General features: G+C 36.4%; 23 protein-coding genes and 6 tRNA genes. 4 read left to right on the forward strand and 25 right to left on the reverse strand.

Annotation, left to right across the window (positions count from 1 at the left end; all coding sequences use genetic code 11):
• The 7 genes from RV15_RS17520 to RV15_RS17550 all read right to left on the reverse strand — a co-directional run.
• The coding region (locus RV15_RS17520; protein WP_139243059.1) for a family 1 glycosylhydrolase at positions 1 to 217 on the reverse strand (217 nt) is incomplete at its 3' end.
• Between the two features lie 41 nt (positions 218 to 258).
• Entirely contained in the window at positions 259 to 2,142 is a 1,884-nt protein-coding gene (locus RV15_RS17525) for a beta-glucoside-specific PTS transporter subunit IIABC (protein WP_071879292.1), read from the reverse strand.
• Between the two features lie 122 nt (positions 2,143 to 2,264).
• A complete protein-coding gene (gene licT / locus RV15_RS17530; RefSeq protein WP_071879293.1) occupies positions 2,265 to 3,101 on the reverse strand; it encodes a BglG family transcription antiterminator LicT in 837 nt (278 codons plus the stop codon).
• 264 nt (positions 3,102 to 3,365) lie between these two features.
• The gene (locus RV15_RS17535) at positions 3,366 to 4,412 is read right to left on the reverse strand and encodes a tyrosine-protein phosphatase (protein WP_071879294.1); all 1,047 of its coding nucleotides are present in this window, start codon (positions 4,410 to 4,412) and stop codon (positions 3,366 to 3,368) included.
• A gap of 9 nt (positions 4,413 to 4,421) precedes the next feature.
• Positions 4,422 to 5,681: a PTS sugar transporter subunit IIC gene (locus tag RV15_RS17540; protein WP_071879295.1), complete on the reverse strand. Its 1,260-nt coding sequence runs from the start codon at positions 5,679 to 5,681 to the stop codon at positions 4,422 to 4,424.
• Between the two features lie 24 nt (positions 5,682 to 5,705).
• A complete protein-coding gene (locus tag RV15_RS17545; protein WP_071879296.1) occupies positions 5,706 to 6,008 on the reverse strand; it encodes a PTS sugar transporter subunit IIB in 303 nt (100 codons plus the stop codon).
• 26 nt (positions 6,009 to 6,034) lie between these two features.
• Positions 6,035 to 6,370 carry a PTS lactose/cellobiose transporter subunit IIA gene (locus RV15_RS17550; protein ID WP_071879297.1) on the reverse strand — a complete coding sequence of 112 codons (336 nt, stop codon included), beginning with the start codon at positions 6,368 to 6,370 and terminating at the stop codon, positions 6,035 to 6,037.
• A 255-nt stretch (positions 6,371 to 6,625) separates the two neighbouring features.
• On the opposite strand from RV15_RS17550, the gene RV15_RS17555 reads away from it, so the two are divergent.
• The gene (locus RV15_RS17555; RefSeq protein ID WP_071879298.1) at positions 6,626 to 9,286 is read left to right on the forward strand and encodes a sigma-54-dependent transcriptional regulator; all 2,661 of its coding nucleotides are present in this window, start codon (positions 6,626 to 6,628) and stop codon (positions 9,284 to 9,286) included.
• Positions 9,287 to 9,415: 129 nt separating this feature from the next.
• Here RV15_RS17555 and RV15_RS17560 read toward each other — a convergent pair whose 3' ends face one another.
• Positions 9,416 to 10,627 (reverse strand): MFS transporter, encoded by a 1,212-nt coding sequence (locus RV15_RS17560; RefSeq protein WP_071879299.1) that lies wholly within the window; start codon positions 10,625 to 10,627, stop codon positions 9,416 to 9,418.
• Between the two features lie 143 nt (positions 10,628 to 10,770).
• Between RV15_RS17560 and RV15_RS17565 the strand changes: the two genes are divergently transcribed.
• Positions 10,771 to 11,307, forward strand: a complete 537-nt coding sequence (locus RV15_RS17565; protein ID WP_071879300.1) for a PadR family transcriptional regulator — start codon at positions 10,771 to 10,773, stop codon at positions 11,305 to 11,307.
• 57 nt (positions 11,308 to 11,364) lie between these two features.
• On the opposite strand, the gene RV15_RS17570 is transcribed toward RV15_RS17565, so the two are convergent.
• The 8 genes from RV15_RS17570 to RV15_RS17605 form a co-directional block, all read right to left on the reverse strand.
• The gene (locus RV15_RS17570) at positions 11,365 to 12,123 is read right to left on the reverse strand and encodes a type I pantothenate kinase (RefSeq protein ID WP_071879301.1); all 759 of its coding nucleotides are present in this window, start codon (positions 12,121 to 12,123) and stop codon (positions 11,365 to 11,367) included.
• 19 nt (positions 12,124 to 12,142) lie between these two features.
• Positions 12,143 to 13,471 (reverse strand): GntP family permease, encoded by a 1,329-nt coding sequence (locus RV15_RS17575; protein WP_071879302.1) that lies wholly within the window; start codon positions 13,469 to 13,471, stop codon positions 12,143 to 12,145.
• Positions 13,472 to 13,501: 30 nt separating this feature from the next.
• Positions 13,502 to 14,911: an SLC13 family permease gene (locus RV15_RS17580; protein WP_071879303.1), complete on the reverse strand. Its 1,410-nt coding sequence runs from the start codon at positions 14,909 to 14,911 to the stop codon at positions 13,502 to 13,504.
• A gap of 100 nt (positions 14,912 to 15,011) precedes the next feature.
• Positions 15,012 to 16,184, reverse strand: a complete 1,173-nt coding sequence (locus tag RV15_RS17585; RefSeq protein WP_071879304.1) for a thiolase family protein — start codon at positions 16,182 to 16,184, stop codon at positions 15,012 to 15,014.
• 31 nt (positions 16,185 to 16,215) lie between these two features.
• Positions 16,216 to 17,085, reverse strand: a complete 870-nt coding sequence (locus RV15_RS17590; RefSeq protein ID WP_071879305.1) for a 3-hydroxyacyl-CoA dehydrogenase family protein — start codon at positions 17,083 to 17,085, stop codon at positions 16,216 to 16,218.
• 22 nt (positions 17,086 to 17,107) lie between these two features.
• Positions 17,108 to 17,893 carry an enoyl-CoA hydratase/isomerase family protein gene (locus tag RV15_RS17595; protein WP_071879306.1) on the reverse strand — a complete coding sequence of 262 codons (786 nt, stop codon included), beginning with the start codon at positions 17,891 to 17,893 and terminating at the stop codon, positions 17,108 to 17,110.
• 45 nt (positions 17,894 to 17,938) lie between these two features.
• Positions 17,939 to 18,718, reverse strand: coding sequence for an enoyl-CoA hydratase/isomerase family protein (locus RV15_RS17600; protein ID WP_071879307.1), 780 nt, complete (start codon positions 18,716 to 18,718; stop codon positions 17,939 to 17,941).
• Between the two features lie 45 nt (positions 18,719 to 18,763).
• On the reverse strand, positions 18,764 to 19,978 hold the full coding sequence (locus tag RV15_RS17605) for a CaiB/BaiF CoA transferase family protein (RefSeq protein ID WP_071879308.1): 1,215 nt from the start codon (positions 19,976 to 19,978) through the stop codon (positions 18,764 to 18,766).
• A gap of 507 nt (positions 19,979 to 20,485) precedes the next feature.
• Here RV15_RS17605 and RV15_RS17610 point away from each other — a divergent pair.
• Together RV15_RS17610 and RV15_RS17615 are read left to right on the forward strand one after the other, a co-directional pair.
• Positions 20,486 to 21,448 carry a nitronate monooxygenase gene (locus RV15_RS17610; protein ID WP_071879309.1) on the forward strand — a complete coding sequence of 321 codons (963 nt, stop codon included), beginning with the start codon at positions 20,486 to 20,488 and terminating at the stop codon, positions 21,446 to 21,448.
• A 100-nt stretch (positions 21,449 to 21,548) separates the two neighbouring features.
• On the forward strand, positions 21,549 to 22,454 hold the full coding sequence (locus RV15_RS17615) for a LysR family transcriptional regulator (protein ID WP_071879310.1): 906 nt from the start codon (positions 21,549 to 21,551) through the stop codon (positions 22,452 to 22,454).
• 35 nt (positions 22,455 to 22,489) lie between these two features.
• On the opposite strand, the gene RV15_RS17620 is transcribed toward RV15_RS17615, so the two are convergent.
• The 9 genes from RV15_RS17620 to RV15_RS17660 form a co-directional block, all read right to left on the reverse strand.
• A complete protein-coding gene (locus tag RV15_RS17620; protein ID WP_071879311.1) occupies positions 22,490 to 23,833 on the reverse strand; it encodes a sigma-54-dependent transcriptional regulator in 1,344 nt (447 codons plus the stop codon).
• A gap of 45 nt (positions 23,834 to 23,878) precedes the next feature.
• The gene (locus tag RV15_RS17625; protein WP_167364118.1) at positions 23,879 to 25,471 is read right to left on the reverse strand and encodes a two-component system sensor histidine kinase NtrB; all 1,593 of its coding nucleotides are present in this window, start codon (positions 25,469 to 25,471) and stop codon (positions 23,879 to 23,881) included.
• 243 nt (positions 25,472 to 25,714) lie between these two features.
• Positions 25,715 to 25,987: a hypothetical protein gene (locus RV15_RS17630; RefSeq protein WP_071879313.1), complete on the reverse strand. Its 273-nt coding sequence runs from the start codon at positions 25,985 to 25,987 to the stop codon at positions 25,715 to 25,717.
• A gap of 40 nt (positions 25,988 to 26,027) precedes the next feature.
• Positions 26,028 to 26,111: transfer RNA gene (locus tag RV15_RS17635), tRNA-Leu, on the reverse strand.
• Between the two features lie 17 nt (positions 26,112 to 26,128).
• Positions 26,129 to 26,199: transfer RNA gene (locus tag RV15_RS17640), tRNA-Cys, on the reverse strand.
• Between the two features lie 33 nt (positions 26,200 to 26,232).
• A tRNA-Gln gene (locus RV15_RS17645) sits at positions 26,233 to 26,304 on the reverse strand.
• A gap of 15 nt (positions 26,305 to 26,319) precedes the next feature.
• Positions 26,320 to 26,392: transfer RNA gene (locus tag RV15_RS17650), tRNA-His, on the reverse strand.
• 36 nt (positions 26,393 to 26,428) lie between these two features.
• Positions 26,429 to 26,501 (reverse strand) — tRNA-His (locus tag RV15_RS17655).
• Positions 26,502 to 26,514: 13 nt separating this feature from the next.
• Positions 26,515 to 26,585 (reverse strand) — tRNA-Trp (locus RV15_RS17660).
• Between the last annotated feature and the right edge of the window lie 38 nt (positions 26,586 to 26,623).

Consider the following 26,623-nt stretch of genomic DNA (forward strand, 5'->3'; position numbering starts at 1 on the left):
TATAACGGTGGTACATGTCGATCGCATTTTGGGCAGGGTAAAAATGTTCCTCATCAAACGCGAACATCTTTTTCTCGCCTGTGATCACTGGAAAACGATCTGGTCCAACAGGTGCTAGATCCACATTCGCTAAACCACGACCGCCTTCGTTATGGCCGCCTTCACATTGATTGGCTGCAGTTGCGCCGCCCCATAAAAAGTCTTTTCTAAATGCCATGTCAAATCATCCTCCAATTTATTAGAATAAAGGGATTCTTGTTATCGAATAACCTTCATTACTTGCTCACCTGGTTCAGACAATGCTTTGGTCAACGTAATAATATCACCAAAATCTGCTGAATTTGTTACAACAACGGGTGTAATTATATTATAGCCTTTTTCAGCAATTTTATCTAAGTCAAATTCAATTAATTTATCACCAATTTTAATATTTTGACCTTTTTCAACAAAATACTCATATCCATCACCATTTAATTGAACCGTATCGATCCCAATATGAATCAATAATTCCACTCCTGAATCACTAGTTAAACCAATTGCATGCTTAGAATCAAAAAGTGCTGTTACAGTTCCTGAAACTGGTGCGTAAACAATGCCTTCAACTGGTTTGACAGCAAAACCTTTCCCTAAAATTTCTTCAGAAAACATCCCATCTTCAACGGCGGATAAAGCGACTATTTCGCCCTTGATCGGTGTAGCAACTTCTGTGATAGAACTTACGTCAGCTGAATGAATCTCTGTACTTTTTTCAGCTGTTGTCTTTATAGTTTCCACCACAGGATCTTTATATAAAATATATGAAATCACAAAAGAAATCACAATACTGATCACAGCTCCGATACAAGCCATATATAAATGCGTCAACGTATCATCACCAATATAACTTGGTAGTGTTAACAAACCTGGAGAGCCACCGGTAAAGTTTTTTACTCGAGTGATTCCCATAAATAAACCACCGATTCCTCCACCGATCATTGCCGCATATAAAGGTGTTTTATATTTCAAGTTAACTCCGTATAGAGCAGGCTCAGTAATCCCAAACAAACCAGTTAAACCAGCAGAAGCCGCTACTTGTTTGATCGAAGAATCTTTACTTTTAACACCAACGGCTAATGAAGCAGCCCCTTGCCCAAGGTTTGATGCTAGCATCCCTGGATAAATTACACTATCGTAACCTGTTGTCATACGATTGTTGATCCCAATCGGCACTAAACCATAATGTGTCCCTGTCGCTACAAACAATGGTGTCAATGCCCCAATAATCGTTGGAACTAACCAAGGACTAAAGTTTTCCAATGCCTTGATTCCGTTTGAGATACCATCACTAATCAAATAGCCAACGGGTCCAATCACCACTAAAGAAACTGTCCCAACAATTGCAATGGTAATCAATGGTTTACTGAAAAACTTGATTGCTTTAGGTGATACTTTATCGGCAATCGGTTCAACATAAGACATAAACCACACAGCTAAAATAATTGGAATAACAGATGATCCATAAGTTACAGCAGAAATTGGTAACCCAAATAAATGGATACCACCTTCTCCAGCTTCTTTGACTGCATTAACCATGCCAACAAAGTTTGGATGCAGTAAGATTCCCCCGACCATCATCGCTAGATACATATTGGTTTTAAATTTTTGTGCAGATGATGCTGCTAGTAAAATCGGTAAAAAGTAAAAGGCAGAATCTGCCATAAAATCAATAATAATATACGTTTGCCCAGTTTTGTCGATTGCATTAAAGACAACCAAAAGCGACAAAACAGCTTTTAACATCCCCGCAGCTGTAATCGCTGGTAAAATCGGTGTAAAAATGCCAGTAATCGTATCGATAATTTTCGAAGCAGTCCCACGGTCATCGTTTTCATTTGATTCGGTTTGTTCTCCATCTAAAGAAGGTACTTCTTTTACAATCTCTTTGTAAACACTGCCCACATCACTACCAATAATTACTTGATATTGACCACCTTTTGAAACAACACCCATCACGCCAGCTGTATTTTTCAGCTCATCTGTTTGTGCCATTTTTTCATCTTTTAAATTGAAACGTAATCTTGTAGCACAGTGAGTCAAACCAGAGATATTCTGTTTGCCACCGATTTTTTCAATGATTGTTTGTGCTAATTCTTGATAATTCATGATTCATCCCCCAAATTTTAAACATTAAATCGTACAGTCTGATAATATAAAAAATACCTAAGAAACCTCTTATTTCAAAGAGATTTTCTTAGGTATAGCCTGCTCTAACGCAGTAACAATCCTTAGTTGTTGGTTATTCTTCTGATATGAATAGTGAGATAGATCATCTCATCTTCTTGTAAATCACGACCAAATTCTTTGCTGATATACTCACGAATCTTCAATGCACAAAGGTATTCTTCTTGATATTTTTCCTTTAACATAAACAAGAAGCCTTCATCTTTGTCTTTATCCAGCTCTATGCCACTAAATAGGCGTTGAACAAAGAATTTCAAGTGGGTAATAAATCGCTCATAATTTAACGTATATTCATCTAAATCAGTTTTATAATGATACTTAACAATATTGATGATTTTTTGAATGACTTTAGTCATTTCAGAAACTTGGCTGACTTGAGATAAATCTAGTTCTGCATTGACAATATGCAATGCAATAAAACCTGCTTCATCTTCAGGCAACACGATATCCAGACGATTGGAAATCATATTCAACGCTTCTTTTCCAATCAAGTATTCATGATTGTAAAAACGTTTGATTTCCCACAGAAGTGCATTTCTAACAGGTAACCCATTATTATGACGCTCGATCGCATAATCAATATGATCGGTCAATGTAAGGTAGATATTTTCGTTTAACTTTTTCCCTAAAGAAACTTTAGCAAAACCAATAATTTCATTTGCAACCTGGAGATGTTCTAAACGAACATTTGATAGTAATTGGGTGAGCTTATTGGTGCTTAAATCGGCATTACTTGTATAAACTTTTTCGATGAGGCTATCATCAATAAGATCACCGACATTTTTTTTAAAGCCAATCCCTTTACCCATCACTAGCACTTCATGACCGTCAGCATTCAGAGACTTTACAATATTATTATTGATTACTTTTTTTACTTCCATAGTATCTCCTCAATGAGATTAGATCAGCTAGCTAATAAAATGTTAATAAAAGAAATAAAGTATAGCCTGAAAATTCAGTAACAATCTTAATTTCTCTTGTTATTAAAACATGAAAGTAAAGCGTTGTCAACAAAGGAAAAACAGTCTTGGACTAAGATAAACTTACTCAAGCTTAATTTTTACTCGTCGACAAACAACGAGACAGAACCTATTGGTCTATCTCGTTGTTTTTATTACCTTCTATTAGATTTTAGGCCATTCTGCTTAGTACAAGTATTTGTGTCTGAGTATTTCTAACTTAGTATCATCAACATCTAAAACGGCTTTCAAATACTGTTGGATCGTGCCATAACTTTCTTCAATAATATTATACGCGCCATCCAAATAATCTTTTCTCGTTTGTTGTAATGAGGCTAAAAAAGCTAGGACATCTTCATCGTTAGTATATTTTTTATAGATCGCCATTCTTTTCGCATTTCTAGGGGCATTCATTTGATCTGTTAATAAATAATCTTGATAAATTTGCTCTTTATCAACACCTAAAGCGCCTAAATATAGAGCTGCCGCCCAGCCTGTGCGGTCCTTGCCGCCTTGACAGTGAAAAATAAGCGGTGTTACTTCTTCTTGTAACAGCATTTCAAAGAATTGTTTGTATGCTTTGACGGCATTTTGGCCTACTACTAATTGCTCCATCTGTTTGATCATTGCATTACGATTTTTATTTAATTGAGCTCGTCCTTCTTCTGTCTGAACCATTATTTCTAGCTGAGCGATTTTCTCTTCATCTTTTTTTGAAACAGATTGTGTACTTGCTTGCTGAGCAACATCAGCATGAGGATTAAAATTAAAGGTTTCACTATCCGAAATGGGTTTATTTGGATCTTTCATTATTTCTTCTGGTGAACGAAAATCAATGATTCGCTTAACCTTCATTCGTTCAATATACGCTCGTCCTTGTTCATCTAACTGGTGCAGAGCATCTGAGCGAAATACTTTCCCCCAACTTGTCATACGGCCATCATTTGTTGCATAGCCCCCCATATCACGACAATTATATAAATTTGCCAAAGGTAAGCGACGTTCCGCTCCGATAAAAGTATCTGAAGCTGTTTTTAAGTGAAAGTAAAAACGTTCTTTACTATTTGGATCAGCAAAACTTTGCCAACCTTTTTTAGTACATTCAAGATAGTTGACCGTTTCTAATTTAGAACTGTCTGTTCCATAAAATACTTTTACAGGTAGCTCTGCCGTATCAGGAATTTTAACGGCTAACGTTCCATTTTCTCTCTTGACTTGAAGTGCTTGCATCATTTCACGCTCCTATTGATTTTCAAGATTTGCTTTTTCTTCTGCGACACCTTGACTATCCAATTTTTTCATAAATGGTAGATACAATAATAATACCACAACAAATTGAATCAGTTGAACCACTAATCCTTGCCAACCAGCGGCCATAAAGCCAGATAAAAACGTTGGTAGATTTTTAGGTACATTAACACTAATTACAGGGAGAAATCCAATAATTGTCGCAATATAAGCAATCCCCACACAAATGGCAGCTGAAAGAGTCAACGGAATAAAAATAACAGCATTCATAATCATTGGTATCCCAAATTTCATTGGTTCAGTGATTCCAAAAATACTTGGCACTAACGAAATTTTTCCAATTGATTTGAATTTTTCACTACGGCTCATCCACACTAGAATAACGGCTAAAGCCAATGCTCTAGGTCCTTTGAAGGCATCCAAGAAAAATGAATTGATAATATTCGTCGCTACTTCTCCAGCAGCTACTGCTTCCATGTTTGCATAGGCTTGTGTTGTAAACAAAACAGCAATAACAGATCCCACAACCATGCTTCCATGGATCCCAAAGAACCATAATAATTCTGATAAAAACATAATGAACAACGCTGACCAAATCGAACCTCCTAAAGATTCAAGCGGTGTTTGAAGATTTGTATAGATAAAATCATGGACATTCCCAAATTTAGTTTCAGCAAATCCGGTACTAATCATAATCATGATAATAAAAATAATAGCAGCAGGAACGATTGCTTCAAAAGTTTTAGCAATAGCCGTTGGGACACTCTCTGGCATTCTAAACGTAATACGTTTTTCCACCATTTTAGCGAAAACCCAAGTGACAACTAAAGCCACAATCATCCCAACAAAGATTCCTTTTGAACCTAGATAGGTCAATTCAAAAGCCATAGCTGGTTTTTCCTTGCCAATATCAAAAGCTGTTATTGGTGTCAAAACAAAGAAAGACGCTAATGAGAGAATGATAGAAGAAATGATATCCCCTTTTTTCTCCCTTGCCATTGCACTTGAAATACCAATAATCACATAAATCGTAATAAGGTTACTTGAAATTGAAGTCCCTAAAGAACAAGCCTTCACAACAATTTCAGGTAAGCCAGGAATCATTCCGATAATCGTTGTTAAACTCCCTACGATCGTGATCGGTAAGGTCATCATCATCCCATTGGCAATACTCTTAACAAACGTATTATTTGAAAACTTATTGACAAATACATTCAACCCATTAGTAAATGAACTTTTTTTCGTTTCAGACATTTGTACTCCTCCTTTTAACGCTCCTTATTTTGCAGCAATAACTTCTTGTGCTTTTTTAAAGACTTTTTCTCCATTCATCATGCCGTAATCCATCATTTCAATCACTAAAACTGGAATATCTGGATACTCTTTTTTTACGTCATCTTGTTGATAGCCAACTTGTGGTCCTAATAAAATAATATCTGACCCAGTCACTCTTTCTTCCAATTCACTGAGCCCACATGCTGAGATATCTGCTTCGATCCCTTGTGAGCTGGCATATTCCTCCATTTTTTTAACTAACATTCCTGTTGACATCCCGCCGGCACATGCTAATGTAATTTTCATCCTAATCACCTTTTCTTTCTTGTTTTTTATGCGTTTCCTTTAATTAAGTTACGTAGTTCTTGCAGCTCTTCGTGTAAATCAATAAATTCTTTTGTAAAATCTGTTGCGGTAATTGCCGCCATCATATGATCTTGTGCATGGGTCAAAAACATTGTTGCTGGTTCATCTGGATTACTTGCAAATTTCTGTAGTATATCCGTATGTTGCTGGTGGGCAATCTTTAAATTTCCTTTACTCTCCTCTAATCCTTTTTTAGCACTTGCAATATCTCCAGCTTTAGCTTCTTTGATTGCATTCATAGCAAGTGACTTTGCATTCCCAGCATAAACAATGATCTGCATCACATCTGTCTCTGAAATCATTTGATTTTCTCCCTTCAAACACTAATTATGTTGTCATAGTTATATAAGCAATAAGCGTGCCAAACAATTAGAAGGCTGATAGGATCACATTTCACCACAATGTGTTTCGTCTTCACGGCAAATAAAACACATTTCTTCCAAGCAGTAAAACACATTATTGAAAATAAAACACATGACTTTGACTATTTCACTATGCAACATTATACTTAGTCCATAGAACACAAAACACACTATCCATCAAAGGTCGGGAGAATAATGAAAAGAATTGATAAAGTTGCAAAATTACTCAGCCAATATTCTGAAAAACAACCTATCACTGCCAGCGAACTTGCTAAGCAATTGAATGTCACTCGAGCAAATATCAGTAGTGACTTAAATCAGTTGGTTAAACTAGGGAAAGCCGAAAAAAATGGCACCAAGCCCGTTTATTTCTACTCCACTGCTCCAAAAGAACAAACCAGCGGAAATATTCTGGATGAATTTATAAAAAAAAGCCCCAGTCTTTTTCACTGCGGTGAACAAGCGAAAGCCGCTGTTTTATATCCGCCAAATGGCATGCATATCTTATTAACTGGAGAAACTGGTGTTGGGAAAAGTATGTTTGCTGAATTGATTTATACGTATGCAAAATCACAGCACAAAGTGAAAGCGGATTCTAATTTTATTACCTTTAACTGCGCAGATTACGCAAATAATCCGCAATTACTGGTAGGTTCTATTTTCGGCATTCAAAAAGGTGCTTATACTGGCGCAGACAATGATCGAGTAGGCTTGTTGGAAAATGCCAATGGCGGTATCCTTTTCCTTGATGAAATCCATCGCCTGCCACCTGAAGGTCAAGAAATGCTGTTTACTTTTATTGATCGAGGCATTTACCGCAGACTTGGTGAGACTAGCAGTGAACGGCACGCTCAGGTACTACTCGTTTGTGCAACGACGGAAGATACCTCATCAGCTTTACTACAAACATTTATTCGTCGAATTCCAATGAGAATCGAAATTCCTAATTTAACCGATCGCGGGCTAGAAGAACGCCTAAGCTTGATTTCAACTTTTTTCCAAACAGAAACGAAGAAATTAGGTACACCGATCGAAGTTTCGACTAATACGATTCGAGCATTGCTAGGATATCATTGCCCTAATAACGTAGGACAGTTAAAAGCAGACATTCAACTGCTTTGCGCAAAGTCGTACTCGCAATTTATTGCCAGACAGGAAGAAACCATTAAAATTGGTAGCTATGAGTTGCCTCATTATATTCGGGAAGGTCTCTATAATAACGAAGACCGCAACAAAATCTGGCTTCTTCTACCGAATATGAATGCTCGCTTCTTCCTGTTCACCGAAGAAGAGACTACGCTTTTTTTACCAAACGATGTAAAAGGAACAGACATCTATCAAATCATCGAACAAAAAATGAGTGATATGGAGCGGATCGGTCTTGATATTTCCCAAACTTCTGAAATAATTGATACAACAATTACGAATTATTATCATTCATATAATACTGATTCGGCTGTTGATCTAACGAATTTAGAACAGATTGTCGGTTCGGAAATCGTTGCAACGGCTAATAAAGTCTGTGAAAAAGCGTCCCGTTTATTAACTGTTTATCTATCTGATAATGTCCGTTACGGACTAGCACTACATTTATACAATACGATCCAACGGGTAAAAAGAGGGCAAACGATCATTAACCCACGAATCAATGAAATAAAACAAGAGCATCCTCACCTTTTTGAAACGGCTGAACACTGCCTTTCCGTGATCGAAGCAGATTTTAGTGTGCAACTGCCTGAGGATGAAGCCGGCTTTCTTGCCCTCTTTTTTACAGCAGATGAAAATAAAAGCAAGAAAAGCGCCACAGTCGAAGTTATCGTTGTTGCTCATGGTGAGTCAACCGCTACCAGTATGGCAAATGTTGTTAACAAACTTTTGGGCGAACAAATCGCGGTAGGTTTTGACATGAGCCTAGAAGAAAAACCACTCATAACGTTGACTAATATCCATAATTATCTTTCCGCTAAAGATCAGCAAAAAGATGTTCTTCTGCTAGTAGATATGGGTTCTTTAATCAATTTTAGTGATGAATTGGAAAAAAAATTAAAGATTCACATCCGTTGTATTGAGCTCGTCAGTACACTTCATGTTTTAGAAGCTAGCAGAAAAGCTTCATTAGGTCATGGACTAAATGAAGTATTTGAGTCTACAAAGAATATCAGAGGTCTTTCTAGTTATCAGAAAAATAACGAGGAACCAAAAAGCTTAAAATTATACATTCTCACCTTATGCACCACAGGTGAAGGTTCCGCTCAATTAATCAAAAAAATGTTAAGCAGTCGTTTAAATTTGCGAGGTGAGGCATGTGAAATCGTCTCCTTGCAAATTACTGATCAAAAGTTATTAGAACAAACAATGGCAAATTTAAAGCAAACAGGAAAAATCATCTGCACGATCGGTACTTTTCAGTTTCCTTTCTCTGCGCCACATTTTTCGATCACTGACGCATTAGATGAAACAAAGACAGAAAAAATCCAATCACTTATTGATTACGAAATTGCTTTTGAAGGTATGCGGACAAATATTGCAAACATGTTAGTGTATAAAGAGGGAGAACAATTGATTACCTCGATTCGTGAATGGGTAGAAACGATGGCCGCAGAAATCAATCCTACTGTTTCTTATGAAATAAAAGTCGGCTTGGCTTGTCATGTTGTTTGCATGATTGATCGCTTGAAACAAGGAAAAAATGTTAGCAGTTTCCCAAAAACTTCAGCCTTTCAAGTGAAATATACAACTGAAATCGATCGTGTTCAAAAAAACTGTCAATTTTTAGAAACGTACTATGCCGTAACCATACCAAAAGATGAGGTTTTTTATATTACGGCCTTTTTCATGAATGAATCACTTATGTAAAAAAATGATTGGGACATAACTCTTTGAGTCACATCCCAATCACATGATATCCTTATAAGCTGAGGGAGCAAAAACGGCTCCCTCCTATTTCTAAAAGCTAAACACTTTTGTACCAACTTTTTGATTCATCTAAGCTTCCTCGTATTCTTCTTTTGTCGCAAAATACTGATTGTGGATTATCACAAAAGCTAAGCCAATCAATACCATAAATGCTGCAAAATAAAAAGTGATACTAGAGTTCCAAATTTCTGCTAGTTTTCCTGCCACGAAAGGTGCAATTGCTCCACCGAAGAAACGGATAAAACTATAAGAAGACGATGCTACACTTCTTTCAATATCTGGTATTTCCATCGCAATCGTGGTTAAGAGTGTATTGATCAGCCCTTGAAATAGCCCAGCCATGATCACACCTACAGCGACTAATTCTGGTGTTTTTGCGTTAAATCCAATAAAGCTCAAACAAGCCAAGAAAAAGAATAGCGCCAGTAAAATAGTTCGGTACGTATTGATTCGTTTTTCTAAGATTGGTGCAATAAATACTGAAGCCACAGCTAATAATGCGCCCCAACCAAAAAAAACAAATCCAACTTGCATTTCCGTAAATCCTTCAAGTAAAAATGGTGCGTAAGCCAATAATGTAAAAAAGCCAAAGTTATAAAGTAATGCGATGATTCCAATTGAACGTAATTTATGATTGCTCAAAGCTTTGATTCCAGCAAATAAAGCAATTTTTTTCTTAGGTTTAGCAATCGGTGTCAACAGAAAAGCAATGGCGAAGGTTGCAATCAGCATCAATGTGGCTACACCAAAAAACGGCATCCGCCAAGACATGCTACCTAACACACCACCAAGTAAAGGACCAATGGCCATACCTAACCCCATAGATGCTTCATACATAATAATCGCTTTCTCTGTTTGTCCAGCTAAAACACCCACAATAGCTGATAAAGCTGTTGAGATAAATAAAGCATTACCTAATCCCCAACCTGCTCGTAAATAGATCAGCCCTTCAATCGTTTCTGAAAAACCAGCTAAACATGAAAATCCAATAATAATAACTAATCCATAAATCAAAGTTTTTTTCGCGCCGATTCGACTAGAAATAAAACCGGTAAATAACATCATGACACCCGTTACTAGCATATAGCTTGTAAATAACAGCGTCGTTTGCGCAGGTGTCGCATCCAACTGCTTTGCGATCGTTTTTAAAATGGGGTCAACTAACCCAATTCCCATAAATGCGATCATACAAGTAAAGGCCACCGCATAGGCTGAGCGTAAGCCACTCTTCTCCACTTTGACTACTTCTAAATGTTCTTCTAAATAGTTTGATTCTTCCACTTTATTACCTTCTCTCTGTATAAAAAAATACTACAAAAATAAATACATGTCAATATTTACATGTATTTATTTATAATATTTTCATTTATTTTATGATATAATAAAAAATAAGCGGATTCAAAAAGAGAAGGAGAATCGTCGGGATGAATACTCTTAGTTATATTTTGCTTTGTATGTTAGTTAGAAAACCCTGTACTGGCTATGAGCTGAAGCAATATCTTGCGCTTTTTTGGGAAGCTCATCATAGTCAGATCTACACTTCCTTAGGGAAACTGTTAAAAGAAGAATATGTTTCAGTTGAAAATGACGAAAAACATTCACAGAAAAAAATCTATCATTTAACTAAAAAGGGCGAAAATATCGTCAATACTTGGATTCAAGAAGAAACGAAAGAACCTTCACAAAAAGATGAATTTCTTGCAAAGATTTATGTTGCATCGATTCTAGATAAAGATACTGTAAAGGGACTACTTTTCGAAAGAAAACAGCATCAATTAAAACTATTGAAACAAAATCAAACTAAACAAGCTCAAATTGATCAATTATCAGATCCAGAAGAACAACAAAAAAACTTTGGACGATTTCTTGTTATCCAAAGAAAAATACGTATATGTGAAGAAGAACTGCGCTGGTGTCAATGGGCTGAAGAACAAGTTGAACAGTTATTTTCAAGTAAATAGAAACAAAACTAAGAGGATGGAAAATTCCATATCATCCTCTTAGTTTTGTGTTGTAAACTATCGTTTTCTAGAATAAATATTTACGATTTTATGAACTTCATTTTTTTCCAAAATAATATCACTTTGGCTTTTTTCTGGTAAAATATTTTCATAATAGTTGATCAAATTGACTTCATTCCAATTATGATCCATGACCTTTTTAAGCCTATTTTCGGGATATTTTTCATATTTTTTCAAAATTGAATCGGGTTTTGCTAATGAAATATTTTTGATGAAACGACGACGGTACCATTTTCCTATATTTTCAATTTTAGCATCTAAAAATAATGATAAATCGATCCAGTTTGAATACTCTTTTGATTTAAACCCAATTCCTTCAATGATATAAATATCTGCCGCTTCAATAAACTGATACTCTTCCACTATATTATATGCAGCATGAGAATATTGAGGAACAATAATTGGGACATCCCCCATTGCTATTTGCTTTAAGACACTTCTTATTTTTGCTTGTTGATACGTTACTGGAAATCCCTTTTTATCCATCAAATTTCTTTCAGCCAGCTCTTTATTTGAAAGTAGAAAACTATCTGTATGAATAACCTGTACTGATTTGTGTTTCTCTAAAAAATAGGCTTTTAACTGCTCTGTGAAGGTTGTTTTTCCAGCCGCAACGCTTCCATTTACGGAAATAATCTTGACTTTCTTATCATTTGTTGTTTCAACTAAATGATCCAGTCTAGCAGTAAATGCATCGATCGAAATTGACTCAAATGCTGCTTCACTATTCATTTTAGTTTTATTTACACACGTCAAAATAGCTCACCCCAACCTACTATACAATTCCGAAGAGCGTTAAAATTCCAGCAAATAATGACATCCCTGTCTCTAATACAACTGTTAACATAAAATAATTCTTATACGCTTGTTTATGTGTCAATCTAGTTATGTTTAATGTGTTAAAGATGGCCCCGCTGTGCGGTAAAGAATCCAAGCCATTTGAAGACATGACACCTACACGATGAATCACTTGCGGAGATAATCCTAAGTCCGTAAAATGATCCCCTAACGTTGAAAACGCGATCGATGCTCCGCCACTGGATGAACCAGTTACAGCTGAAATCACATTAAACGATAGTACTAATTGTAAAATTGCGGGTCCTGGAATACTATCTAGACTATTAATGACTAGCTGATACCCTGGTACAGAAGCAACCACACTACCAAATCCTACCGCCGCACAAATAGAAACAATTGCGGACATAGCATTCTCTCCACCCATTTTAAATACTTCAGCTAAATTCGGAAACAACTCTTTATAAAACAATACAATCTTAACGAAGCAAGCAGCCGTCAACGCTATTACAGCAGAAGCACTAAAGACATTCAACACAAGAATCAACACAATCGATGGGATCAAACACTTTACTAAAGGCTGTTCAGCAAATGTAACTTTTTCAAGTGCCGCTTCTTTTATTTTTTGACCAGTAGGATAGAATCCTTCCTGATTTTTAGTGTTTTTCTTCGTTTCCAACAGAATGTATAGTGAACCTAACAGGAATGTAACTACAGCACAAATCATTCCTAAAAGGGGCGCTGCCATTGTATTTGTACCTAAATAATTCGTCGGAATTATATTAATGATCGCAGGATTTCCAGGTACCATCGTACTTGTAAAAGAAGATGATCCTAACACACCGCAAGTATACATCTTCCAAGGAACATCAAACTCCTCGAATAACTCTTTCGCAATTTCGACAACTGTAAAAACAACAACAAAAAGACTGACACCACCTAAAGTTAAAACCATATTGATGATGACCAAAGACATCACGACAAGAAATTTATGGTTCTTTTCATTGCTTTTTTTCCTAATTAAACGTGAGGTTTTATATGCGATCGATTGAGCAGCTCCTGTTTTCCCCATCATTCTGCCAAAAATCGAGCTCAGTAGAAAAATGAAAAAATAATTACTAATATACTCTGAGAAAGAATCCATGTAAGTCCCCAATAATGCATCTAGCACATTCATACCAGAAAAAAGCAATACAATCACGGAAGCTACACTTCCTATTACAAAAATCGGATAGCCTCGAAAGGCTAAAAATATCAACGTACAAACCCCCAGCAGAATTCCAGCCAAACTGATTAATTCAACACTCATTTCACTTCCTCCAACTTAAATTGTTTGCTTTTACATTAGACCCAGCAAATGCCAAAATGGAATACTGGCCAAAATAGCGATCATTTCAACCCCTAGAACGACAAAGTTAAACTTACTTACATAATTCCAGCCAATCGTGTCATCACCATTTGCCGCAGCAAATGCACCAACAGTTGTTGGACTTTGATATTTAAAGAAAAATTGATGGCAAAACGTGTAAATTACAATCGAGCCAATCCAAGGATTGATCCCAGCTGCAAGACACAATGGAATCACAATAATATTCAACAACGTCATTGTTGCAGTAACGCTTGCAATAACGATTCTTGTCAAAATAGTGATCACTGCAATCGTCATGATAAACAACAACTTGTTTGAGGTTACACCACTCATGATCGGTTCAAGAATGCTGCCAATCCATTTATCTACGCCTACCTTACTAAGCACAGAAGCCAAGCTAACTGCCCCACCTACGAATGTTAAAAAAGACCAATTGATCTTCGTATTAAAATCTTGAGGCGTTACGATTCCCGTTGCTAAAAGGACCGAAAATCCCATGACTGATGTGACTGACGCACTGATTCCAAGTGTTCTTTCCAACATCCAGAAAACTAAACAAACTAAAATAACAGCTAACACAGATTTTTCTTGTTTATTGATTGGCCCCATTTCTTTTAGCATCATTGCAATATCCGTTTTATCAAGTTTTTGTGATTCCTTTGGTTTATATAACAGATTGATTGCGACAAACCCAAGTACATACATTACAATTCCCCATACAAGCATGGAAATAATCCATTTTGGATACGTAAACTCTGCACTGATTTCTTTTGGCAAAAAACTTAGTGTGACATAGCCTAAAAATGAACTACTGATAAAAAATGGCGCCATTTGATTGAAAGCAAAATACATGGCACTCCAGATTCCAAACATCCCTTTAGACTTTTTTTCATACCCTAGCTTTTCACCAATTGAAATCGTCATTGGGGCTAGTATTGCAACTTTCGCTGATGTAGAAGGAATCAATGGACCAACAAAAATACTTGAGATAAACATCGCCAAGGTTTGACCAAAAAAGGTTGGCGGCATTATTTTCATGCAGTATAAAGATAGTCGAGTGATCAATCCGCTTTTCACAATACCGCACCCTAAACCTAACGCTCCCAGTAACAACCAATAAGTTGTTCCAGAAAAAGCACTAAAAGCAATTTCAAAGGGTACGACTTTAAAGATCACAAAAGCACAGCACATGATCATCACGACAATAAAATCATTCATCGTATTCAAAATCCAATTTAAAACAGCCCAGATCAAAATCGCCAAAGCCAGCATCCCATTTTTATCCAAACCATCTGGAATCGGAAGATTAGCAATAATTAGCGCTGCGATAATCGAAATAAGTTCAAAAATAATTTTCTTTATTGTCTTTTTATCAAACATTCTTCAAACTTCTCCTTTATTATTATTTAGCAAAAAGGATCTGGAATCTCACTTCTTTCTCGTTTTATTCCAGATCCAAAATCAGTGTCTTTATACTGATTTAGTCACACATTTCCAATACTGCTGCAGCACCCATACCGCCGCCAATACACATTGTTACCAAACCGTATTTGCCCTGTATTCTTTCCAATTGATTCAACGCTTTACTGACAAGAATACTGCCCGTTGCACCTAACGGATGGCCTAAAGCTATGGCTCCACCATTTGGATTTACTTTTTCCTTATCAAAATTCAATTCTTTTATACAAGGCAATGCTTGTGCTGCAAAAGCTTCATTCAATTCGATAACATCCATTTCGTCAACAGTTAAACCAGTTTGTTTCAAAACTCTAGGTACCGCATAAATAGGTCCGATCCCCATCAATGATGGATCAACACCTGCTACAGAAAATCCTTTAAAAACAGCGATCGGTTTGATGCCAAGATTTCCAGCTTTTTCTCTAGTCATCAATACGACAAAGGACGCACCATTGCTTGTTTGTGAAGCAGTTCCTGCGGTAACTTTGCCATCTTCTTTAAACACAGTGGGTAATTTTCCAAGACTTTCCATACTGCTATTTTTGCGTATGCCTTGATCTTGATCAAAAATGATTGGCTGACCTGCTTCATCGATTCCAGAAACTGGTATAATTTCCTTATTGAAAACACCTGATTCTTGTGCAACAGTAGCTTTTAAGTGACTTTCAACCGCAAAGGCATCCATCGCTTCTCTTGAAATATTATATTTTTCTGCTACGTTTTCAGCAGTAAGTCCCATTGGCATATAGGCACCTTTTTCATGTTCTGCGACCCATGGATTCCATGTTTTTGGATCACTCCCCATCGGAATAGCAGACATTGATTCTACCCCTCCTGCAACGATTACTTCCGCTTGACCAACAGCAATTGCATTGGCACCAATAGAAATTGTTTGCAGTCCGGAGGAACAAAAACGATTTACCGTTTGCCCAGCAACACTCCACGGTAAACCAGCTCTTAGGCCGATGATACGAGCAACATTGTACCCTTGAACATATTCTGGTTTAGCGCAACCCACAATCAAATCATCAATCGCTTCGGTTTCTAACTCAGGTATTTTTGCCAAAACACCCTTTAATACTTCACCAGCAAAATCAACTGGATTCGCCTCTCTGAGCGCTCCTTTTTTCCCAGTTTTGCTAATAGCGCTTCTTCCATATGCCACGATTACTACATCTCTAACATTTTTACTCATAAGATATCTCCTTCGTCATTTTGCCCTGTGATTATTTTTTAGGATACTCATACCAGCCTTTGCCAGTCTTTCTGCCCCATTCATTTGCTTCATATTTCTTTTTAAGAAGATCAAAGCCCGCTCGCTTTTCTCCCGTTTCATCGTACACTCGTTTTAAATTGAAATAGCTTAGATCGACACCTGTCAAATCCATTAATTTGAAAGGTCCCATCGGATAATTCAAGCCTTTTTCTGCTGCAATATCGATTTCTTCTGGCGTTGCGACTCCTTCTTCTACTAAATAAAGTGCTTCATTAGCGACTGCCCGTAGGATACGATTAGCGATAAAGCCTTCTATTTCCTTTTTAACCCAAACTGGATCTTTCCCTGTTTTCCTGGAAAAATCGAGGAGAAATTGTACTGTTTCATCACTTGTCTGAGGTCCTTGCACAACTTCTGTCAGCTTCATGACTAACGCAGGGTTAAAGAAATGTAAATTAGCTAATCGGGTAGGATTATCAACACAGTCTTCAAACATAGAGGAATATAAAAAGCTGGAATTGGTTGCAATGATGGTATCTTTTCTAACAAGTTTGTTTAAATTAGTAAAAAATTCTTGCTTGATTTCTTTATTTTCGATAATTGCTTCAATAACTAAATCTGCATCGGTTACTGCTTCCTCGATTGAATTTGCAATATGAAAATGTTGTTTTGTTGTTGCTACTTGTTCTGCAGTTAATTTTCCTTTGTTGATTCGACCTTCTAAATAGGTTTCCTCCCATTCCTTGATAACGGGTAAAATCTCTGGGTTTGCATCAGCAACATAGGTATCAACACCATATATTGCTGTATTTAAGGCGATTTGACGCCCCATCAAGCCACCACCGATGACAGCTACTTTTTTCAGATCATTGATTTTCATTTTACTTCCTCCATATTATTTATTATTTTCCAGTAAAATTCGGTTTTCTCTTTTCTAAAAAAGCATAAACCGCTTCTTGGTGGTCTTTTGTTTTGCCACATTCCACCATATATTGCGCTTCTCTTTCGTTGAACTGTTCTAAATCAGAGAAGAAAAATTCGTAATTCAAGGCTTTTTGTTTAGCGATCGCCTGTGTCGGTTTTTGCAGTAACTTTTCAATTAATTCAGTTGTTGTTGTATCAAGCTCGCCTTCTTTTCCAAGTTTAGTGGTCAACCCCAAAGCATGTGCTTCTTGGGCTTTGACTGGTTCTGCAAGTACTAACATTTCAGTGGTTTTTGCTGTTCCTACCATTCGATTCAAAAAATAAATCCCACCTGTATCACCGCTAAAACCCATATTAATAAAGGCCATCGCCAATTTACTTTTTTCATCCATCACTCTAAAATCACAAGCTAACGCTAATGAACAACCGGCACCTGCTGCCACTCCATTGATTTTGGCAACAACAGGCTTTGGACACAATTTTACAGCTCGAGTCATCGCACCGGCTGCAATCACTCCTTCTGGCGGTAAAAATTCTTCTGTTTCAATTAACGTCTTAAAGCGATTGACATCTCCACCTGCTGAAAAATTTTTTCCGCTTCCTGTAATCACGACTGCACGAACCTCTGCATCTTTTCCTGAAAGCTCTAAGGCTATTTTGACCTCTGAATACGTTTTGAGCGAAAAAGCATTACTAACATCTGGACGATTGATTGTAATTGTTGCTACGTTATTTTTCACTTCATAGATAATCGTTTCATACATATACATTCCTCCTGTTTTAACAGCTGAAAGAGCTTAAGTAGCTGATTATTTATTTTTAAAATCTGCTTGACGCTTCTCAAAGAATGCTGCAATTCCTTCTTTTTTATCTTCACTAGACATTAAAATAGCAAACGATTGGTTTTCAAGTGCAAGCCCACTGTTTTCGTCGATTGATAAAGCCTGCCGCACACATTTTTTTGCATAGCTGATAGCCAAGGGAGCTTTTTTATTAATCGTATCTGCTAGCTCATTGGCCTCTTTTAGCAGTTGGCCCAAGGGAACACATTTCATTGCTAAACCATAATTGACTGCCTGTTCCCCAGTTAAAATGCGCCCTCCAAGAATCATTTCATTGGCCACACCGATTCCGACGATTCTTGGAAGTCGCTGTGTGCCACCCGCGCCTGGAATCAACCCCAAACCCGTTTCCGGTAAACCAAAGCGAGCATTTTCAGAGGCAAGGCGTAAATCACATGCTAAACTTAATTCACAGCCTCCACCAAATGCATAACCATTGACCGCTGCAATAAATACTTTGGAGCTATTGGTAATTGCTTTTAACGCACTCATTGAGTTTGAATTTACTGCAGAAACACTATTTAGCTCTGAGACTGACTTTAAATCAGCTCCAGCAACAAAAGCTTTCTCACCCGCTCCTGTAATAATGACTGTTTTGACGCTTGCTTCTTGATCGACCCAAGTTACAAACTCTAATATTTCCTTCCAACATGCTTGATTTAAAGCATTTCGAACTTCTGGACGATTAATTGTCAACACTGCTGTTGCACCTGTGACTTCGCATATAAAATGATCAAATGTTGGCATATTTACTCTCCTTTTTCAATAGAATCTTAAACGGTTCCATCTTGCTTATTTGATGGCTTTTTTCTCTACCAATTCAGCAAATTCTGCTTCTGAATAGCCTAATTTTTGTAAAATTTCTAGTGAGTCTCTTCCAACTTTTCCAGAAGGAATGTACTTAGTTACCTCATATTCTGAAAACTGAATTGGTACCGTTGGTAAAATTGCTGTATTATTATTTGGAAAGGTAACTTCTGTTAAGAAATTATTTTCCCAAGCTTGAGGATCTTTAGTAACCTCACTCATATGAGCTAATTTTTCGTAAACGATATCCGCTTGATCAAACAATTGACACCACTCTTCACGATCTTTTTTCAAGAAGGCATGATTGATAATTTTAATGAATTCATCCATATTTTCCCGAACCGCCAGAATCGTATTAAAGCGCTCATCATTAAGATACTCACTAAAGCCAAGCATCGTAACCATTTTCTCCCAGCTGTTATTGTAATCAAGAACGGTAATAATCACGTATTCTTCATCCTTGCATTTATAAATATGAGAAAAAGGATTTACTGGTTGATTTTTATCTTTAGGGTAAACGTTTCCATATTTCTCCTGCGTAGAAACAATTCCGGTTGAATTGTACCAAATTGCACTTGAATATAATGAACTAGTTAAAAAGGTTCCTTTACCTGACTGGGTTCTTGCATACAATGCAGCTAAGATTCCAGAGCAGATATTCGCACTAACAGTAGCATCTCCGAAACCACCTGGCGGTTTGATTGGATAGTCCCCTTTACTGACCCAATCACTCATAGCACCAGATCTTGCCCAATAAGCAGCCATATCGAATCCTGGTCGATTTCTATCTGGTCCTTCATACCCAAAGCCAGTAAAATGACAATAAATAATTTGCGGATTTAATGGTTTGACCGCCTCATAATCTAACTTCATTTTCTTCAATGAATTTAAGCGAACATTACTGATAAATATATCTGCTTCACGAATTAGTTTTTTCATTATTTCCATTCCATCTGGATTTTTTAAATCAATTGCGATAAATTCTTTATTCGCATTTTGAACAGTAAAAATGGGATTCTCATCATCCGCAACAGGTGTATAGTAAGAATTTCCAATGACACGCCATTCTTCTCCACGTACCCCTTCTACCTTAATCACCTCTGCTCCCCAATCTGCCATGAATCGAGTAGCATTTGGAACAGCTACGTGAGTACCTAATTCAACAACTTTGATTCCTTCTAGAGGAAGTTTTCTCTCCATCATTTTCAAATCCTTTCTTTTTTAGTTTCAAAACAATAAAAGCAAAAGCCATGCCAATTATTACAAATAAGCAAAAATTGACCTCTTCCGCCTTCCTGTATGATTTCTAGCTGGATTTATAAACTGTTTTGTTTTATTTTTGTACATTTTTAGTACAAGGTAGCTTTTTTGTTGTGAAAGAATATTCACATTTTTTCACAATAACTCGATCAAATTTGTATAAAACGCTTAAAAAAGCGCTCCTAGCTCTAGCTTGAATAAATTGGTATCTAAATTGCTTAATAAATAACTATAAGATAGATCGTTTGCTTATTAAGCTTCTGTTCACGTACACAAAGAAAGGGGAATTTATAATGAACGTGTGTTTCAAGCCCTAAAATAAACTAAAGGCAATGAAAACAGAATAGTAGCTACACCCCAATCAACGATGTATGTTTTCTATATATGAGGTTTCATCTTATCTGAACATTTATCTTATACAACAAATACAAAGGAGTAGATCATTTTATGAATGTAACAAAAATGTTAGGCATTGACTATCCAATTTTCCAAGGCGCAATGGCACAAATATCCCGTGAACCGCTAATATCTGCTGTCTCAAATGCTGGTGGATTAGGTATCTTAGCTGCTGGTGGTAGAACACCTGCTGAAATCGAAGCCGAAATCAAACTGATCCAAGCAAATACAAGCAGACCATTTGCAGTAAATATTATGCTTATGGATCAAAATTCTGAGGCAATCTCCGAACTTGTAATCAAGTATAATGTTCCAATTGTCACTACTGGAGCTGGCTCACCCAAAAAATTTATTGAAAAGTGGAAAGCAGCTGGTATAATAGTGATTCCAGTTATACCAAATGTAAAAATAGCAAAAAAAATGGAAGCACTTGGTGCAGATGCTGTGGTAGCGGAAGGAATGGAAGCTGGTGGGCATATTGGCTCACTTAGCTCGCTTCCGCTTTGGCCTCAGGTCGTAGATGCAGTCTCAATTCCTGTAATTGCAGCTGGTGGCATCGGTGACGGCAGAGGTGTTTTAGCAGCATTTGCGCTCGGTGCTTCTGGTGTTCAAGTTGGTACGCGTTTTTTACTTGCCAAAGAATGTCCTGTACGTGAAAAGTTTAAACAATTAGTACTTGAGGCGACTGACACTTCGACTCTGATTACTGGAAGTTCACATGGTGCCCCAGTTAGAACAATTGCCAATCCTCTCTCTACAAAATATGCAGAACTTGAAAAGCAAAATGCTACTGACGAAGAGTTGAATTCGATTAGCCAAGGTGCCTTAAAAAAAGCCGTTTTTGAAGATGACGTTATCAACGGTTCTGTTATGGCTGGAGAAATTTCAGGTATGTTAAACAAAGAAGAGTCTGTTTCTGATATGATTAAAGAAATGTTTAACGAAGCAGAAAACTTGAAAAACAAACTATCTGCTGTTGATTTTACCTTTTCAAACGCACCCCACCACGGATAAAAATAATCAGTTTTGTGCATATCAGCGAAGTTAATTCTCTGGTATGCACATTTACATATTAGTCTTATCTTGGCTAAAAAATGAAAACGAGGGAATACTTATGGATATTACACAACTAGTCTACTTCATCAAAATAGTAGAATGTGACTTTAACTTGACGCTGGCAGCTGAAAAAGTACATATTACGCAATCAGCATTAAGCCAAGTCGTTTCAAACTTTGAAAATGGTGAGGGGATTTTGTTATTCACTAGAAAAAATGGCCGGCTTAACGAATTGACGCCCGCAGGTCATGTTTTATATAGATACGCTTTAGAGATCGTTCAAAAGCATCAAGAAATGCTCAAAGCCATCAAAAACGAAGCGAATAAATTGGTTGGCAGTGTCCGTATTGGTATTCCGCCTACCTTACTCAGAAGCTATTTTATACCCTTTCTACCAGAATTTATTTCCCATCATAAGAATATAGGTATAGAAATCATTGAGCAAAGTGCCAATGAATTAAAAGCATTATTACTAGACAATGCTCTAGATATCGCTGTGTTAGTACAGCCTGCAGCTCTTAATAAAAATCAGTTCGAAGAGTATTCTATTCGCCTAGGCGAATACGCTGCTTATATGAGTATTCACCACGATTTGGCTGAACTGGATAAAATCGATTGGTCTGATTTAAAAGGTTACCCTGTAGGGACGTTTCAAAAAAGTTTAACATCTTACCATATTGTTCTAAAAAAACTGAAGCACGCGTTTCCTAAAGCAAAAATTCAATTTACTTCAACTTCATGGGAGTATTTATTAGAAACGACTAAAGATTCTAATAAGATCGTTATCATGCCTATAATGCCTAAAAAATCTGCTAAGCAAAACTACTTTTTACAAAAAAAATTCAAAGAGTCTCTTTCTTTTGATATTGGTCTTTATAGACCTCTAAAAAGTTTTTATAATCCAGCTGAAATCATTTTACATGGCGCACTCATCGATTTTTTTAATAGTGGGATCATGAAATGAATACAATTATCCTTTGCTACTCACTTTGAGCCTTCTTACGATTTAGACAATAGATTATATTTTTTAAGTTTATATTGAAGGGATCGCCTAGTGATACCTAAATAATTTGCTGTTTTTTCTCTATGTCCATCAAACTTCTCTAATGACTCCAAAATCGTTATAATTTCTTGATTTTTGATCGATTGTTTAAAATAATTTTCTTGGCTATTACTGGCTTGTATCGCTTTTTTTGCAATATTGATTGGCAAATCGGTCTCTTTAAGTGTTCGTCCATCACATAACGCAACCGAGCTTTCGATTGCGTTCTCTAATTCTCGAATATTCCCTGGCCATTCATATTTTTGTAAACATTCTAGAAAATATGGCGCAATGATAAGTTCATCGTGATTCATCGACAAGGAAAATTCTTCTATAAATTTTTCTGCCAAGTGCGGAATATCCTCTTTTCGTAAACGTAGCGGAGGAATTTCTATTCTAATCACATTTAAGCGATAAAAAAGATCTTCTCTAAATAGTCCTGTTTCAACATTCTTTTCAATATTTTCATTTGTTGCCGCGATTACTCGAGCATGCATGGAAATACTTTCAACACCGCCGATGCGATAGAATTGTTTATCTTGTAATACTGTAAGCAATTTGGATTGCAAATTTAGTGGAAGTGTCCCGACCTCATCTAAAAATATGATTCCATTTTTTGCAATTTCAAATTTTCCTTGCTTTAGAGAATTTGCTCCGGTAAATGCACCTTTTTCATAGCCAAATAGTTCACTTTCAATCAAGTTTTGAGACAAAGAAGCGCAATCAACATGAATAAACGGCAGCTCTTTAAACTTTCCTAACGAATGTAGCTCTCTAGCAACTACCCCTTTTCCCGTCCCACTCTCACCGGTGATCAAAACGGTTGTTGTTAACTCCTTAACTTTTTCTAGCGTTGATTGGATTTTTTTCATCAAAGGACTTTCACCAATCAAATTACTATTTTTAGTTACTTTAATTTTATGATCTTTAGACTTTTGTAAGCGAATCTGAAGTAACTGCGCTATTTTTTGTAATAACTGAGAAAGATCATATGGTTTATCCAGGTAATCCTCCGCACCTAATTTAATCGCATCTACTGCATTTTCAATCGACGCATAGGCCGTTACTAATAAAATGATTGTATTAGTTGATTTTTTTTTGATTTCTTTCACTAATTCAAAACCATTTTTGTATGGCATATAAACATCCAATATGACAATGTCAAAATGTTGATCTTGGATAAGCTGGCTGGCTGCTTTTCCATCATTTGCTGTATAAACATCGTAACCCGCATCGGATAATTCTCTTTCTAGAACCAATAGAGCTACCTTTTCATCATCAGCCACAAGAATTTTGTACATATTGCTCCTCCTGTACCCTAACTATCAACGACCACCTGTTCACGCTTAAATACACGAAAAATAAATACAACAGGTCGTTCCTTTTTCTACGATCGATTGAATATCCAACTTGGCATCATATTTTCTTGCAATACGCTTGGCTGTATATAATCCTAACCCAGTTCCACGTGGCTTTGTCGTATAATAAGGCGTTCCTATATTATCAAGTTCTTCTTTTAACATCCCTTTACCCGTGTCAGAAATAGAAATCTCAATTTGATCATGCTCTTTTAGAAAACGACTTTTAATCGTTATCACTCCATGATCTTCAATAGACTGCATGGCGTTTAGCATAATATTTAAAAATAGCTGCTGCATATCACTTTTTTGCCCTTCAAATGGCGGAAGATATTCTTCTAGATCACCCTTAATTTCTATTTGCTTAAATAATTTTTGTCTTTCAATAATATGTTTGCAGTTCAATAAAATTTTATTCAAATCTAAAAACTTAAAATCACTCTCTTTAGAAATCACATTAAAAGACATCATCTCTTCTATTATTTGATTGATTCGGTCGACTTCTTGTTGAATAATGGAAACCAATTCAACTCTTTGAATCGCTTCTATATTAGGTTTTCCGACTAGATGAGCACAGCTTCGAATATTTGAAAGAGGGTTTTTTACATCATGAGATAGTCCTAAAGCGATTTGACCCATCAAACCATAGTTACTTAGTTGTTCAAGTTCATGATTTATCATCTGCAGTTTGGTTATATCTGATCCTACTGCAACAACACCTACAACTTGCTCCTTACTATTTTTAAACGGCGATAAGGAAAATGAATACTTCCTCTTTTGCTTTCCTTTCGTGACATTCACAGAGCCCAGAGAAACCTTCTCATCTCTACTCAATACCTGATTTAAACTATCTTCAAATTCTTTTTCATTTTCTAAGTTAATTGTTGAAAGTGATAACGTATCCTGTTGTTCATACAATTTATTTAAATCGCCTAAAGCTTTATTGTGTGTTACAATATTCAACTGACTATCAAAAACCAAAATCAACGAATCTGTACTGTCAAATACATTAGAAATATAATTATTACTTTGGATCAATTCGTTATTTGTCAGCACTAAATCATATGATTTTTCAATATAAAGCTGTGCCCATTTCAATTCTTTTGCTTCAAAACTATTGTTTTCCCTACAAAATAAATAGAAAACCTCATAACGTTCTGTTTTGCGAATATGTAACTTCGCAAAAAAATACCCCTTATACTCGAATACATTGAAGTTTGAATTCTCTAATAGTAAGTCAGCTTTTTTTTCCTCAATAAATTTTAACCCCAGTTCATCACCAATTCCTTTAAAATCTAACGTTCCATCTACTTTTACTTTAGAATTTCTTCCCAACGATACTAAACCCAACCAATCGAGTGCCAACATATCATAAAATCCAGTAATTTTTCCTCGTTCTAAAGTATTATTTGCCACGCAGCTTAAATCTTGAAATAACACAGAGCCACTCCCTAACCATATTAATATTTTGATTCCATCCTTGCCTACTTTTAATGCATTAAGTAAGCGCTTATAATCCAATCTTAGCTCTATGTAATCTAGATTAAAACTTAATGTTACTAATAGAGCTATTAGTAACATTAATACGAAATAAAAAAGTAAGAGTAGAAACATCGATAAGGCTATAGCTAAAAAATACAGGTAAACCTATGACAAAAAAACAAGCTCGATTTTGACAAAGAACGTCAAAATCAAGCTTGTTTTTTTAAGAAAAATTATTGTTCAAACCTTATTCCTTATCGTACTGCCACAGTAGTATTCATGATGAAAAGGTAATTTCTTCTAAAAACTCCAAGACAATCAAAGAATGTTTAATTATACATTCTACTTTTTAGTTCGTTTTTTATTGACAGTAACTCCCCCTAAAATGGCAACTGCCGCACAAATAAAAACTATAGTAGTTGTTGACATTATCTCACCTTCTTTTTTAAAGTAACTAAGTAACCACCTTCTTAATAACTTTATCTCAAAGTTTTGGTAAAGTAAATCCGCTAAAAGTCCTATTAATAAAAATATATTAAATGTCTTCAAACTTAATTTAACATTGAAGACATTTATACCAAAAGTCGTGACTCTCCCAAAAGCTACTTTAGACAAAAAAAACACCAACGCAAGATACACGTTGGTGCTTGGCATATACCGGCGGCCGGGGTCGAACCGGCACGATCGTGAGATCACAGGATTTTGAGTCCAGCGCGTCTGCCAATTCCGCCACGCCGGCATGAAATAAAATTTGCAAGGCGGTAACCGGATTTGAACCGGTGATGAAGGTTTTGCAGACCTCTGCCTTACCACTTGGCTATACCGCCATATTACAATTTTAATATTCTCTAAAAGAGAAACTGGGGTAGCTGGATTCGAACCAACGCATGACAGGATCAAAACCTGTTGCCTTACCGCTTGGCTATACCCCAAAAATTAAAGTTAAGGGCGACTGATGGGAATCGAACCCACGCGTGGCGGAACCACAATCCGCTGTGTTAACCACTTCACCACAATCGCCATAAAACATATAATAAAATGAAACTTAAAGCTAAGGGCGACTGATGGGGATCGAACCCACGCATGGCGGAACCACAATCCGCTGTGTTAACCACTTCACCACAATCGCCATAAAATATTAACAGGGATAGTAGGAATCGAACCCACAATGACGGTTTTGGAGACCGTAGTTATACCGTTTAACTATATCCCTACTATGTAATGGAGGAAAGTGGATTCGAACCACTGAAC

The sequence above is a fragment of the Enterococcus silesiacus genome (assembly GCF_001886225.1).
GTDB classification, from domain to species: Bacteria; Bacillota; Bacilli; order Lactobacillales; family Enterococcaceae; genus Enterococcus_L; species Enterococcus_L silesiacus.